The sequence below is a fragment of the Pseudomonas sp. BN606 genome, from assembly GCF_029873115.1.
Lineage (GTDB): Bacteria > Pseudomonadota > Gammaproteobacteria > Pseudomonadales > Pseudomonadaceae > Metapseudomonas.
On sequence record NZ_SSOF01000052.1, the window covers coordinates 1 to 12672 of the forward strand.

The following is a 12672-nucleotide window of genomic DNA, read 5'->3' on the forward strand; positions in this document are numbered from 1 at the left end:
TCCATGCTCGGCCCCTCGGGCTCGGGCAAGACCACCTGCCTGCGCCTGATCGCCGGCTTCGAGCAACCCACCTCGGGTTCCATTCGCATCCACGGTGAAGAGGCCGCCGGCCTGCCGCCCTACGAGCGCGACGTGAACACCGTGTTCCAGGACTACGCCCTGTTCCCGCACATGAACGTGCGCGACAACGTCGCCTATGGCCTCAAGGTGAAGGGCGTAGCTCGCGCCGAGCGCCTGGCACGTGCCGAAGAAGCGCTCGGAATGGTCGCCCTGGCCGGCTACGGCGACCGCAAGCCCGCGCAGCTTTCCGGCGGCCAGCGCCAGCGCGTGGCCCTTGCTCGCGCATTGGTCAATCGCCCGCGCGTGCTGCTGCTTGACGAACCCCTCGGCGCATTGGACCTGAAGCTGCGCGAGCAGATGCAGAGCGAGTTGAAGAAGTTGCAGCGCCAGCTCGGCATCACCTTTATCTTCGTCACCCACGACCAGGGCGAGGCGCTGTCCATGTCCGACCGCGTGGCGGTGTTCAACAAGGGCCGCATCGAGCAGGTGGACAGCCCGCAGAACCTTTATCGCAAACCACTCACCCGCTTCGTCGCCGAGTTCGTCGGCACCGCCAATGTGCTCCATGGCGACCTGGCGCAACGCCTGACCGGCGATGCCGGTGCCTTCTCCCTGCGGCCCGAGCATGTGCGCTTCGGCAATGCCAGCAATGGCGAGCTGCAAGTCAGCGGTACCGTGCATGACGTGCAATACCTCGGTGCCAGCAGCCGTTACGAACTCAACCTGGACGGCGGTGGACGCCTGGCCGTCAGTCTGCCCAACGGCGAGGAGTCGGACATCAACCGCCCTCAGCCCGGCCAGCAAGTGCAGGCCTGCTGGCCCCGCAGCGCGATGGTCGCGCTCAGCGAGTAGGCCATGAGCGCTGTCATCGCCAACCATCGAAGCGGACCGTTGCGGGGCATCTCCAACCTGCTCTACCGCCGCTCCACACTGTACCTGCTGCTACTCCTGACCCCGCCCCTGCTGTGGTTCGGCGTGATCTACATTGGCTCGCTGTTCGCGCTGCTCTGGCAGAGCTTCTACACCTTCGACGACTTCACCATGGCGGTGACGCCGGACCTGACGCTGGCCAACTACGTAGCCCTGTTCAATCCGGCGAACTACGACATCATCCTGCGTACCCTGACCATGGCCATCGCCGTGAGCCTGGCCAGCGCGGTACTCGCGTTTCCCATCGCCTACTACATGGCACGCTTCGCCTCGCCGAAAGAGAAAGCCTTCTTCTACATCGCCGTGATGCTGCCCATGTGGGCCAGCTACATCGTCAAGGCGTACGCCTGGACTGTGATCCTGGCCAAGGGCGGCATCTTCTACTGGCTGATCCAGCAACTCCATCTGGAAACCTTGCTGGGCAGCCTGCTCACCGTGCCCGGAGTGGGTGGCAACACGCTGTCCACTTCGCACCTGGGGCGCTTCCTGGTGTTCACCTACATCTGGCTGCCGTTCATGATCCTGCCGATCCAGGCGTCCCTGGAGCGCCTGCCGCCATCATTGTTGCAGGCCTCGGCGGATCTCGGTGCCAGGCCCCGGCAAACCTTCGCCCAGGTGATCCTGCCGCTGGCCTTCCCCGGCGTGGTGGCCGGTTCGATCTTCACCTTCAGCCTGACCCTGGGCGACTTCATCATTCCGCAGCTGGTAGGGCCGAGCGGCCTGTTCATCGGCACCATGGTCTACGTGCAACAGGGCTCGGTGGGCAATATCCCGCTGGCGGCGGCCTTCACCCTGGTGCCGATCGTGCTGATCGCCATCTACCTTTCCATCGCCAAACGGCTGGGAGCCTTCGATGCACTCTGAAAAAGCGTCCTGGGGCTTGCGCCTGGCCGCTTGGGGCGGGCTGGTATTCCTGCATTTCCCGATCCTGGTGATCCTGCTCTACGCCTTCAACACCGAGGAGTCGTCCTACAGCTTCCCGTTGCAGGGCTTCACCCTGGAATGGTTTGCCGTGGTGGGCGGTCGCGAGGATGTGCTGCAGGCCATCGTCCTGTCCCTGAAGGTCGCCTGCCTGGCCACCGCCCTGGCCATGATTCTCGGCACCCTGGCCGCCGCTGCGCTCTATCGCCGCGACTTCTTCGGCAAGGAGAGCATCACCCTGATGCTCATCCTGCCCATCGCCCTGCCCGGCATCATCACCGGCATCGCGCTGCTTTCGGCCTTCAAGACCCTTGGCATCGAACCTGGCATCTTCACCATCGTCGTCGGCCACGCCACCTTCTGCGTGGTAATCGTCTACAACAACGTAATCGCGCGTTTCCGCCGCACCTCCCACAGCCTGATCGAGGCTTCTATGGACCTGGGCGCCGACGGCTGGCAGACCTTCCGCTACATCATCCTGCCAAACATCGCTACCGCCTTGCTGGCCGGCGGCATGCTGGCCTTTGCGCTGTCCTTCGACGAGATCATCGTCACCACCTTCACCGCCGGTCACGAACAGACCCTGCCCCTCTGGCTGCTCAGCCAGCTCAGCCGCCCCCGCGATGTTCCGGTCACCAACGCGGTCGCCCTGCTGGTGATGCTCGCCACCATGCTGCCCATCCTCGGTGCCTATTACCTGACACGGGGAACCGAGGCGGTGGCCGGGGGTGGAAAGTGATACGACTTTTTCTCCCCTCTTCCCACCTCCTCTTCCAGAGGGAGAGGGGTTAGACCGAACGAGGCCCCACCATGCAAACCAAACTGCTGATCAACGGCCAGTTCGCCGCCGGCGAAGGCGAAGCGCTGGATGTTCTGAATCCCGCCACGGGTGCCGTACTGGTGAAGATTCCCGAGGCCAGCGAAGCCCAGGTCGATGCGGCCGTCCGTGCCGCCGACGCGGCTTTCGAAGGCTGGGCGCGGACCTCGCCGCGCGACCGCGCCACCCTTCTGTTGAAGCTGGCAGACAAGATCGAGGGCCATGCCGAAGAGCTGGCGAAGCTGGAGTCGGACAACTGTGGCAAACCCTACACCGCCGCGCTGAACGACGAGATCCCGGCGGTAGCCGATGTGTTCCGCTTCTTCGCCGGCGCCAGCCGCTGCCTGACCGGATCGGCGGCGGGCGAGTACCTGCCGGGCTTCACCTCGATGATCCGACGCGACCCGGTGGGCGTGATCGCCTCCATCGCGCCCTGGAACTACCCGTTGATGATGGCCGCCTGGAAATTGGGACCGGCGCTGGCAGCCGGCAACACCGTGGTGCTCAAACCCTCGGAACAGACGCCTCTGACCGCCCTGCGCCTGGCCGAATTCATCGCTGAACTGCTGCCCGCGGGCGTGGTGAACATCGTCCTCGGCCGCGGCCCCAGTGTGGGCAGCCCGCTGGTGTCGCACCCACTGGTACGCATGGTGTCGCTGACCGGTTCGGTGGGCACTGGCAAGGCGATCATCAAGAGCGCCGCCGACAGCGTGAAGCGCACCCATATGGAACTGGGTGGCAAGGCACCGGTGATCGTCTTCGACGACGCGGACATCGCCGATGTGGTCGAGGGCATCCGTACCTTCGGCTTCTACAATGCCGGCCAGGACTGCACCGCGGCCTGTCGCATCTACGCCGGCAGGAAGATCTACGACAACTTCGTGGCCGACCTGGCCAACGCCGTCTCCAGCCTGAAGACCGGCCTGCAGAACGACCCGGCAACCGAACTCGGCCCGCTGATCACCCAGAGCCAGCGCGAGCGCGTGGCCGGCTTCGTCGAGCGTGCCAGCACCCTGCCCCACATCCAGATCGCCACGGGTGGCAAACCGGTCGCCGGCAGCGGCTTTTTCTACGAACCCACGGTGGTCGCCCACGCGAAGCAGGATGACGAGATTGTCCGGCGTGAGGTGTTCGGCCCGGTGGTGACGGTCACGCCCTTCAGCGACGTGGACGAGGCGGTGCGCTGGGCAAACGACTCCGATTACGGGCTGGCTTCATCGATCTGGACCCGCGACGTGGGCCGCGCCGCCGCCGTCGCTTCGCGGCTGCAGTACGGCTGCACCTGGATCAACACGCACTTCATGCTCACCAACGAAATGCCCCACGGAGGCTTCAAGCAGTCCGGCTATGGCAAGGATCTGTCCATGTACGGACTGGAGGACTACACCGTGGTGCGGCATGTGATGATTCGGCACTGATCGAATGCAGGAACACCCTGTGGGGGCGAACTCATTCGCGAAAGGCAGCGAAGCTGCCCCTATCAAATTTGAGCCTACGGCTCGGATCGCGAATGTATTCGCTCGCACCAAAGCAAGCACGGCGTCCTAGCCGAACGCCAGGTTCAACCAGCGGCGATAGAACCCTTCGGCTACCTGATTGAGCGTCGCCACCTTGGTTGGAAGGTCATCGAGCATGCGCGTCCTGGGTTGCTGGCTGGCCTGGGTTTCGTCGAGCAGATGCGCCCAGTCGGTCAACCAGCCCCGCACCAGGTCCTCGGTCATCTCCGGATGGCCTTGCAACGCCAGGACCTTGTTACCCCAAGAGAAGCCCTGATTCGGGCACCAGGGGCTGTCCATCAGCCACTGAGCACCTTCGGGCAGGTCGAACGTGTCGCTGTGCCACTGGTAGATCGAAAACTCCCGCGGCAGATGCTCCAGCCAGGGGCTTTCGCTGGCCAGGGTGCGTTTTTCCAGCGGTTGCCAGCCGATCTCGGTGTACGGCATGCGATGGACCGATGCGCCCAGGGCACGAGCCAGCAACTGGCCACCCAGGCAATGGCCGATCATGGGCACATCGCGGGCAATGAAGTGCTGCAAGGCTGCGATTTCCGCCCCGATCCAGGGCAGCGGGTCGTTGACGCTCATGGGCCCGCCCATGATCGCGACCGCCTTGGGTCGATCAAGGTCGTAGCCATCCAATTCGCCCAGGTCCGTGCGCAATAAGGTGAAGTCGCGTTGCTCACGGTCCAGGACAGTGGCCAGGTGGCCGGGTGGGCAAAAATCCGCGTGGGTAAGAATCAGGATGTCGGTCATGGGGTCCCCTCCGTTGACGGAGTCTGAGGCAAAGGCCATGCCGCGGTCGAGTAAAGGAAGTCTATGTTTTTGCTGGAAATACCCGAGCCAGAGGGGGGAAGTAAAACCAGCCGGAAAATTGTCCGGAATGCCCGGTTCGCAGCAGGCGCGCCGCCACGAACCGGGTTGGTTTCAAGGTTGGTTGACGTTGACTTCCTGAGTCACGCCCCAACCATCGAGCACACCTCCAAGTGGGACCACCAGGGCCTCCAGGTCGTGCTCGAAATCGCCAATTCCCGCGTGGGTGGCGTACATCACCTTGCTCACCTGCAGGTGCCAGGCGCCATCGGCGCGCACAGTTACCTGGGCATTCAAGGACTCACCACGGAAATTCTTCGCTGCCGTTCGCGCCCGGTCCTCGTCGGGGAAAATGGCGTAGAACTCAATCGGATGAACACGGGCGAAGTCGAATCCGCCCTCTTTCATGCGGCGCAACAGACTGGTGCTGACATCATCGTGGAAGGCTGTGCTCATGAAACGACCTCCTCTTAGCGATGGATGAGTGTTCCGCTCTTACCGCTTTTTTCGAGAAGCCGCTGGAATGGGCTTCGCGACACCATGCGGTGCCGCCCCCGGGTCGACTCTGCAGACACAGCGCCAAGCCCTGACCAGGCCCCGCGCGGACCCGGCCACTGACTCACTCGTGGAGTGATCTTTTCAGCTTTCATTTTGCAGGGTAGCGCCACCGCGCCCGGTCTGCCGGAAAGCTGGACAAATTGTCACAAAAGTGGCGACAGGCGGCGTTCAGGCCTTATCCGCCAACAAATTGGCCATTCGCTCTGCAAGACTGCCCAATGCCCGGATTGCAATGAAGTGCTCGCCCAGCCGGCAAAGACGGGGGTGATGACGTGCATCCTCGATTCGGGGTGGCAATGAGACTGTAGGAGCGAGCTCTGCTCGCGAAACATCGCGCTAGAGCTATTCGCGAGCGGAGCTCGCTCCCACGGCCACTCCGCTCGCTCAAGCCCCGCTCAGCAGCTTCATGATCCCCCGGTTCACCCAGGCCGGCGAAACCTGTCCCGCGCCGTACATCAGGCGGAACAGCCAGCTCACCGGCCGATGCACCGTCGCGCCCTGGGCTTGCTGCCAGGCGGCCTGGGCGATGTCCTCGGCATTCAGGTTCACCCCCAGGCGACGCAGCACCGGCGGTTCGAAGCGCTGGCTGCTGACCATGGGCGTGCGCACGAAAGGCGGCATGAGGTCGCCGACCCGAATGCCATGGCGGCGCCATTCGAGCTCCAGCGCTTCGGTGAAGCCGCGTACCGCGAACTTGGAGGCCGAGTAACTGGCCATGTGCGGCGTGCCGTACACCCCGGAGGCAGAGCCCATGCTGATCACCTGCGCACCACGGGTTGCCTTGAGGTAGGGAAAGGCCGCGTGGGTGACTTGCACCAGCCCCAGCACGTTGATGTCGAGGATGCGCGCGTGCTCAGCCATGTCGATCTCCTCGAAATGCCCGAAGCGCAGTACGCCCGCGCAGTTGAAGAGCAGGCGCAACTGGCCGTCGTGGCGGCCGCAGAAGTCAGCCAGGGCACTCTTCACAGCAACCAGGTCGGTCACGTCCAGGGTCTGGTGCCAGACGCCGCCCAATGCCGCCGCCTGGGTGGCCAGGGCATCGGCATCGCGGTCGATCAGACCGACCTGCCAGCCGCGCTCGTGAAACAGACGGGCGGTCGCCGCGCCGATACCGGAGGCGGCGCCGGTAATCAGGATGTTGTCCATCTCAGGCCTCCTCTTCCACATGCTTGCAGATGAAGTCGGCGGCACTGGCCAGCGCCTGGTCGGCGGTACGCAGCACCCCGGTATGGGCCTGGAACACATGCCAGAGCCCCGGATAGCGCTCCAGCCGCACCCAGCCACCCGCCGCCCGTACCCGTTCGGCCAGCCGCAGGCTGTCATCGCGCAGGACTTCGTCCTCGGCCACTTGCACCAGCATCGGTGGCAGCCCGGCTAGATCGGCGAACAGTGGCGACAGGGCCGGATCACGGCGATCCAGCCCCGGCGGGCAATAGAGGTCCATCGCCTGCTCCACCCAGGCCGGGTGGATCAGGGGATCGCCCGCCGGCGGATTGTGCTGGGCCGTACCGCTGAGGTCGGTGACCGGAGAAAAGCAGATCAACCCCGCCGGTCGAGGCAAGCCCTGGCGACGAATTTCCAATGCGGTGAGCAGGGTCAGGTTACCGCCTGCCGAATCGCCGCCGATGATGATGCGCGAAGCCGGATAGCCGGCTTCCAGCAGCTCGCGGTAAGCAGCCACGGCGTCTTCCCTGGCGGCAGGAAACGGATGCTCCGGCGCCAGTCGGTAATCCTGCGCGCACACAGCAACACCCGCGCGCCTGGCGAGGCTCGCGGTGATGGCGCGATGGGTCGCGGGCGAACCGGTAATGAACGCACCGCCATGCAGGTAGAGCAGCACCACATGGCTGCCGCCCTTGGGCCGGTGCCATTCGCAGGGCCGGCCCCCCAACAGCCCGGCCTCGCGCAGTACCCCCCGCGGCGCCAGGGTGCTCGCGGTGAGCAGGCGCAGCACCAGCCGCTGCATCTGTACGGGCAACGGCGGCCGCATCAGACCACGGAACAGCAGGCGCAGAGCACCGCGCAAGGTCGCGCGCAGCAGCGGCTGGCCAGGCTCGGGGGCGGTGAATTCAACGGGTGCATTCATAGAGATCCAACTCCAGGCGACGGGTCTGTTGGCGGTAGCTGAAGGTGAAGCCCGGCCAGTTGTTGGTATTGCGGCCGTCAGCGGTCTTGTACCAGCTGTTGCAGCCCTGCTCCCAGACGGTGTGGCGCACGTCCTGTTGCAGGCGCTGATTGAAATGGCGCTGCACCTCGGGCTTGAGGTCCAGGTAGCGGAGATCGCCCAGCGCCCGTATGCCGTCCAGCACATAGGGGAACTGGCTTTCCAGCATGTAGATGATGGAGTTGTGGCCCAGGTTGGTATTGGGTCCGTAGAGAATGAACAAGTTCGGGAAGCCGCTGACGCTGACGCCGAGATAGGCCTCCGCGCCCTTCCGCCACGCCTCGTTCAGGTCACGTCCGCCCAGCCCGCGAATGCTCATCGGCGCAAGGAAGTCGGTCGCGGTGAAACCGGTGCCGAGGATGATGGCGTCCACCTCATGGCGCTGGCCATCGCTGCTCACCACGGCGTCTGCCGTCACTTCGCGGATGCCGCAATCGATCACGTCCACGTTCGGCCGTGCCAGGGTCGGGTAGAAGTCGTTGGAAATCAGAATGCGCTTGCAGCCCAGCGGATAGTCCGGCACCAGTCGCTGGCGCAAGGCCGGGTCAGCGATACCGCGTTTCAGATGCTGGCGGAAGCGAAATTGCATCAGTTTCATCAGCGGCGGGAACACCGAGAACGCCAGCACCCGCGATTCGTGCTGGATGTACTTGAGCATCCGGTCGAACTTCTGCAGCCATGGCAAGCGTCGCATCAGTGCCAGTTCCCAGGAACGGTAGGCACGGTCCGGCTTGGGTATCACATAGGCCGCCGAGCGCTGGAACAGCGACAGGCGCGCCACCTTGGGAGCGATCTGCGGGATGAACTGGATGGCACTGGCGCCCGTACCGATCACCGCTACCCGCTTACCCTCCAGCGGATAGTCATGGTTCCAGCGGGCGGAATGGAACAACTCGCCCTTGAAGCCATCCAGCCCTGCAATGCGTGGCCATGCCGGCCGGTTCAACTGGCCACAGGCACTGACCAGCGCCCTGGCACGAAAGCTTTCGCCATTGCGGGTCCGTACCTGCCAGGTGCCGCTTGATACATCGAACTCGGCGCCTTCCACCTCGCAATTGAAGCGGATGTGCTGGCGCAGGCCGTACTTGTCGGCGCAATGGCGCTGATAGGCGAAGATTTCCGCCTGCGGGGCGAACTTGCGCGACCAGTCGGACTTGGGCTCGAAAGAAAAGGAATAGAGGTGCGAAGGCACATCGCAGGCCGCGCCGGGGTAGCTGTTGTCACGCCAGGTGCCGCCAACCTCGCTGCCCTTCTCCAGGATCAGGAAGTCGTTGAAGCCTGCCTTCTGCAACTGGATAGCCAGGCCCAGGCCACCAAAACCGGCGCCGATGATCAGCACATGCAAGGGTGCCGACCGCTGGGAATTGTTGTGCATTGTTATCTCCCGTTTCGTGCCGGGAGATGCTAGTCCGCCTTTGCCCGTACGGGAATGGCATCACGAGCCGTGGAAGTGGGAAATTGGGACAGATGTACCATTGCCGATCGCAATCGTCCGGTCGGCAATGACTTTTCGGCGGGGTGGAGTCCAGACCGACTCAGCGGCCGGCGCGCGACTCCTGGATGTAGAAGCGTGCCTTCTCGGCCTTGTTGGTGCAGCCCTCGAACGCCTCGAACTGCTGCTGGGTCTTGGCGGCGGTAAGCAGGCTCAGCGCCTTGGAGTAACTCACGGTGCCGGAGAACCCTTCGGCCTTGGCCAGGTCCAGTTCCTTCCAGGCCGCGTCGAGCTCCGATGCACAACTGCTGCGATGGGCCGTCTTACCGGCACAACCGACGAGCAACAAAGCGATCAAAGGCACGCTGATCCAAGCTTTCATGGATAAAACTCCAATGGTGAAGATCGACAAATTCTAGTGGGTCGAAAGGCAGTTAGGTACCCGGAAGATTCAACTCCGTGGACTGATCGGCAGGTGGCGACGGCCTTGCCACCGGCGTATCGTCAAAGCACTGTTGTCGGGGGAGTTATGCATGAGCAAGCGCGTGGCATTGGTGCTGGGTTCGGGGGGTGCGCGCGGCTATGCGCACATCGGCGTGATCGAGGAGATAGAGGCACGCGGCTACGAGATCGCCTGCATCGCCGGTTGCTCCATGGGCGCCGTGGTGGGTGGCATATATGCCGCCGGCAAGTTGCATCACTATCGTGACTGGACCGAAAGCCTCGATTACCTGGACGTGCTGCGTCTGCTCGATGTGAGTTTCCGTCTGGGCGCCATTCGCGGCGAAAAGGTCTTCGGCCGTATTCGCGAGATCGTCGGCGAGATCAACATCGAAGACCTGTCGATTCCCTACACGGCAGTCGCCACCGACCTCACCAACCAGCAGGAAATCTGGTTCCAGGAAGGCTGCCTTCACCAGGCCATGCGTGCCTCGGCGGCCATTCCCAGCCTGTTCACCCCGGTAGTCCAGGGTAGTCGCATGCTGGTGGACGGCGGGCTGCTCAATCCCCTGCCGATCGTTCCGGTGGTGTCCAGTCACTGCGACCTGATCATCGCCGTCAACCTCAACGCCACCACCCAGCGCGAGTACCAACTGCCGGTAATCGAGCGCCCCCCGGCGATCAAGGGCCGCATCGACCTGCTGATGGAATCCGTCAGCTCACGCCTGTCCTTCTTCAAGCGCACCGGTCCTGAGGCACACGGCGTGCTCGACCCGGAGAGCCTGCCCGGCGGTAATCCCTGGCTGGAGAGCGCCGCACCGCAAATGCAGCAGCCAGCGGCCGCACCGGAGGCCGAAGGCGCCCCCAGATCCGCCAGCGGCTCACATGTGATCGCCAGCGTCGGCCCCGCCTCCCTGCTGGACCTGGTGAACCAGAGCTTCGAGGTGATGCAGACGTCGCTCGCGCAATACAAGATCGCCGGCTACCCGCCGGACATCCTGATCAACGTGCCCAAGCGGGTGTGCCGTTTCTTCGAGTTCTACAAGGCGCCGGAGCTGATCCAGCTAGGCAGGCAGATCGCCCGAGAAACACTGGAACGGTACGAGCAGGGGAATTGATCGGGAAGCTCGATCTGCTCTTCTGCAGGGGCGAATTCATTCGCCCCTGCAGATATCTACCCGCCCCCTCCGCCCCGCTAGAAAATCGACCAGCCGATTCGCTCGGACAGTTTCTCCAGCGCCGCCATACCCACCAGGGAGTTGCCGGCTTCGTTCAGTTCCGGCGACCAGACGCAGACGGTGAAGCGCCCCGGCACCACCGCGACGATCCCGCCCCCTACTCCGCTCTTGCCCGGCAGGCCAACGCGATAGGCGAAGTTGCCGGCTTCGTCGTAGAGACCGCTGGTGGCCATGATGGCGTTCAACTGCTTGGCCTGGCGCGGACTGACCACCTGCTCGCCGCTGTGGGGGCTGACGCCGTTATTGGCAAGAAAGCTGAAGGCCAGTGCCAGGTCGGCGCAGCTCATGCGAATGGCGCAATGGTGGAAGTAGCTGTGCAACACAGCCTCCACGTCATTGTGGAAGTTGCCAAAGGACTGCATCAGGTAGGCCATCGCGGCGTTGCGCGCGCGGTGCTGGTACTCGGATCGCGCCACCACTTCGTCTGACACCACGCGGGGGTTGCCGGACAGCCGCCGGACGAAATCGCGCATCGACAACGACGGCGCCGCGAAGCGCGATTCATTGATATCGCAGATCACCAGGGCACCGGCGTTGATGAAAGGGTTGCGCGGTACGCCGCGTTCGAATTCCAGCTGTACCAGGGAATTGAATGGTTGCCCGGAAGGTTCATGTCCAAGGCGCTGCCAGATGCCCTCCCCGGAATGCTGGATCGCCTGCACCAGGCTGAAGACCTTGGAGATGCTCTGGATGGAAAACGGTGTCAGGCCATCACCGGCGTAGAACAGCTCGCCTTCGTTACTGTAGACGGCGATGCCGAGCTGGTCCGCGCTGACGCAGGAAAGCGCAGGGATGTAACTGGCGACCTTGCCCTGGCCGATCAGGGGACGGACTTCGTCGAGGATTTCGTTCAACAGCTGCTGCATTCCGATCCTTCCAATGGGGGAGCGCCAGCGCGCTCATGCAGCTCTGGACGCACGCCGTGGCCAGGACGACACAGTGAAGGAGGCTGTTCAGGCTTCCCTCAAGCGATAGCCGACACCGGCTTCGGTGACGATGAATCTCGGGTTGGCCGGGTCATCGCCGAGCTTCTGCCGCAGATGGCCGACGACCACCCGCAGGTAATGGGTGTCCTCCACGTGAGTCGGGCCCCAGATGTCCTTGAGCAGTTGCTGCTGGGTGACCACCCGACCGAGGTGGCGTGCCAGCTGCGCGAGCACCGCGTACTCCTTGCGCGTCAGCCCCACCTCTTCGCCTTCGAGGGTCACCCGGCGATAGGCGAAGTCCAGCTGCAACGGGCCGCTGGCAACGCTGGCCTCCGGTTGTTCGCCCGGCCCTGCCTGGCGCAGGAGCACGCGCACGCGGGCAAGAAACTCCTGAATACCGAAGGGCTTGGTTACGTAGTCATTGGCGCCGCCGTCCAGGGCCAGCACCTTTTCCCCCTCGCTGGCGCGCACCGAAAGCACCAGCACCGGCACCTGGGACCATTCGCGCAGCTCACGCAGCACGTCCTGGCCGTCCATATCCGGCAGGCCCAGGTCGAGCACCACCAGGTCCGGCCTGGCCAGCGCCGCCTGCTCCAATCCTGCGCGGCCATTGGCGCCTTCCAGCACCCGGTAGCCCTGCGCGGCCAGGCTGATGCGCAGGAACTTGCGGATCTGCGCTTCGTCATCGATGACCAGAATGGTCGGCTGGTTGGTTGTCATGACGCGTTCGTAGTTTCCATTGCAATTGCGGACTGCTTTTCCGTGGGAGCAAATTCATTCGCGAAGCACAGCACCGCTGTCCGTGATTCCCAGCCCCGCAAGATGGTCCTGCGGCCCGCTTCGCGAATGAATTCGCTCCTACGGGATTGGTATCGA

At 63.9% G+C, this 12672-nt stretch carries 13 protein-coding genes; 5 read left to right on the forward strand and 8 right to left on the reverse strand.

The annotated features are described in order from the left end of the window. The 4 genes from E8E75_RS07645 to E8E75_RS07660 all read left to right on the forward strand — a co-directional run. Positions 1 to 912 (forward strand): ABC transporter ATP-binding protein (locus E8E75_RS07645; RefSeq protein WP_280358453.1); only part of this gene is annotated, 912 nt, incomplete at its 5' end. 3 nt (positions 913 to 915) lie between these two features. Then, on the forward strand, positions 916 to 1854 hold the full coding sequence (locus E8E75_RS07650) for an ABC transporter permease (RefSeq protein ID WP_120651565.1): 939 nt from the start codon (positions 916 to 918) through the stop codon (positions 1852 to 1854). Further along, entirely contained in the window at positions 1844 to 2650 is an 807-nt protein-coding gene (locus tag E8E75_RS07655; protein WP_120651566.1) for an ABC transporter permease, read from the forward strand. Before E8E75_RS07650 ends, E8E75_RS07655 begins: the two co-directional genes overlap by 11 nt. A 71-nt stretch (positions 2651 to 2721) precedes the next feature. Further along, complete coding sequence (locus E8E75_RS07660) at positions 2722 to 4146, forward strand: gamma-aminobutyraldehyde dehydrogenase (RefSeq protein ID WP_153921173.1); 1425 nt, start codon at positions 2722 to 2724, stop codon at positions 4144 to 4146. A 126-nt stretch (positions 4147 to 4272) separates the two neighbouring features. Here E8E75_RS07660 and E8E75_RS07665 read toward each other — a convergent pair whose 3' ends face one another. The 6 genes from E8E75_RS07665 to E8E75_RS07690 form a co-directional block, all read right to left on the reverse strand. After that, entirely contained in the window at positions 4273 to 4980 is a 708-nt protein-coding gene (locus E8E75_RS07665; protein WP_153921171.1) for a type 1 glutamine amidotransferase, read from the reverse strand. Between the two features lie 171 nt (positions 4981 to 5151). Beyond that, the gene (locus E8E75_RS07670) at positions 5152 to 5493 is read right to left on the reverse strand and encodes a ribonuclease E inhibitor RraB (protein WP_120651569.1); all 342 of its coding nucleotides are present in this window, start codon (positions 5491 to 5493) and stop codon (positions 5152 to 5154) included. Positions 5494 to 5979: 486 nt separating this feature from the next. Continuing rightward, the gene (locus tag E8E75_RS07675; RefSeq protein WP_153921170.1) at positions 5980 to 6741 is read right to left on the reverse strand and encodes an SDR family oxidoreductase; all 762 of its coding nucleotides are present in this window, start codon (positions 6739 to 6741) and stop codon (positions 5980 to 5982) included. 1 nt (position 6742) lies between these two features. Next, complete coding sequence (locus E8E75_RS07680; protein WP_153921168.1) at positions 6743 to 7681, reverse strand: alpha/beta hydrolase; 939 nt, start codon at positions 7679 to 7681, stop codon at positions 6743 to 6745. Further along, positions 7665 to 9134, reverse strand: coding sequence for an NAD(P)/FAD-dependent oxidoreductase (locus E8E75_RS07685; RefSeq protein WP_153921166.1), 1470 nt, complete (start codon positions 9132 to 9134; stop codon positions 7665 to 7667). Before E8E75_RS07685 ends, E8E75_RS07680 begins: the two co-directional genes overlap by 17 nt. 160 nt (positions 9135 to 9294) lie before the next feature. Continuing rightward, positions 9295 to 9573: a hypothetical protein gene (locus tag E8E75_RS07690; RefSeq protein ID WP_120651573.1), complete on the reverse strand. Its 279-nt coding sequence runs from the start codon at positions 9571 to 9573 to the stop codon at positions 9295 to 9297. Between the two features lie 151 nt (positions 9574 to 9724). Between E8E75_RS07690 and E8E75_RS07695 the strand changes: the two genes are divergently transcribed. Further along, on the forward strand, positions 9725 to 10750 hold the full coding sequence (locus E8E75_RS07695) for a patatin-like phospholipase family protein (protein ID WP_120651574.1): 1026 nt from the start codon (positions 9725 to 9727) through the stop codon (positions 10748 to 10750). A 77-nt stretch (positions 10751 to 10827) separates the two neighbouring features. On the opposite strand, the gene glsB is transcribed toward E8E75_RS07695, so the two are convergent. Both glsB and E8E75_RS07705 read right to left on the reverse strand, forming a co-directional pair. Continuing rightward, the gene (gene glsB / locus E8E75_RS07700) at positions 10828 to 11736 is read right to left on the reverse strand and encodes a glutaminase B (RefSeq protein WP_120651575.1); all 909 of its coding nucleotides are present in this window, start codon (positions 11734 to 11736) and stop codon (positions 10828 to 10830) included. 87 nt (positions 11737 to 11823) lie between these two features. Next, on the reverse strand, positions 11824 to 12516 hold the full coding sequence (locus E8E75_RS07705) for a response regulator (RefSeq protein ID WP_153921164.1): 693 nt from the start codon (positions 12514 to 12516) through the stop codon (positions 11824 to 11826). Positions 12517 to 12672 lie beyond the last annotated feature (156 nt).

Bases quoted from the DNA above. Each gene is read 5' to 3' on its own strand.
- E8E75_RS07655 (WP_120651566.1), top strand. From the start codon at position 1,844: ATGCACTCTGAAAAAGCGTCCTGGGGCTTGCGCCTGGCCGCTTGGGGC.
- E8E75_RS07685 (WP_153921166.1), bottom strand. From the start codon at position 9,134: ATGCACAACAATTCCCAGCGGTCGGCACCCTTGCATGTGCTGATCATC.
- E8E75_RS07680 (WP_153921168.1), bottom strand. From the start codon at position 7,681: ATGAATGCACCCGTTGAATTCACCGCCCCCGAGCCTGGCCAGCCGCTG.
- E8E75_RS07695 (WP_120651574.1), top strand. From the start codon at position 9,725: ATGAGCAAGCGCGTGGCATTGGTGCTGGGTTCGGGGGGTGCGCGCGGC.
- E8E75_RS07650 (WP_120651565.1), top strand. From the start codon at position 916: ATGAGCGCTGTCATCGCCAACCATCGAAGCGGACCGTTGCGGGGCATC.
- E8E75_RS07665 (WP_153921171.1), bottom strand. From the start codon at position 4,980: ATGACCGACATCCTGATTCTTACCCACGCGGATTTTTGCCCACCCGGC.
- E8E75_RS07705 (WP_153921164.1), bottom strand. From the start codon at position 12,516: ATGACAACCAACCAGCCGACCATTCTGGTCATCGATGACGAAGCGCAG.
- E8E75_RS07675 (WP_153921170.1), bottom strand. From the start codon at position 6,741: ATGGACAACATCCTGATTACCGGCGCCGCCTCCGGTATCGGCGCGGCG.
- E8E75_RS07670 (WP_120651569.1), bottom strand. From the start codon at position 5,493: ATGAGCACAGCCTTCCACGATGATGTCAGCACCAGTCTGTTGCGCCGC.
- glsB (WP_120651575.1), bottom strand. From the start codon at position 11,736: ATGCAGCAGCTGTTGAACGAAATCCTCGACGAAGTCCGTCCCCTGATC.
- E8E75_RS07690 (WP_120651573.1), bottom strand. From the start codon at position 9,573: ATGAAAGCTTGGATCAGCGTGCCTTTGATCGCTTTGTTGCTCGTCGGT.
- E8E75_RS07660 (WP_153921173.1), top strand. From the start codon at position 2,722: ATGCAAACCAAACTGCTGATCAACGGCCAGTTCGCCGCCGGCGAAGGC.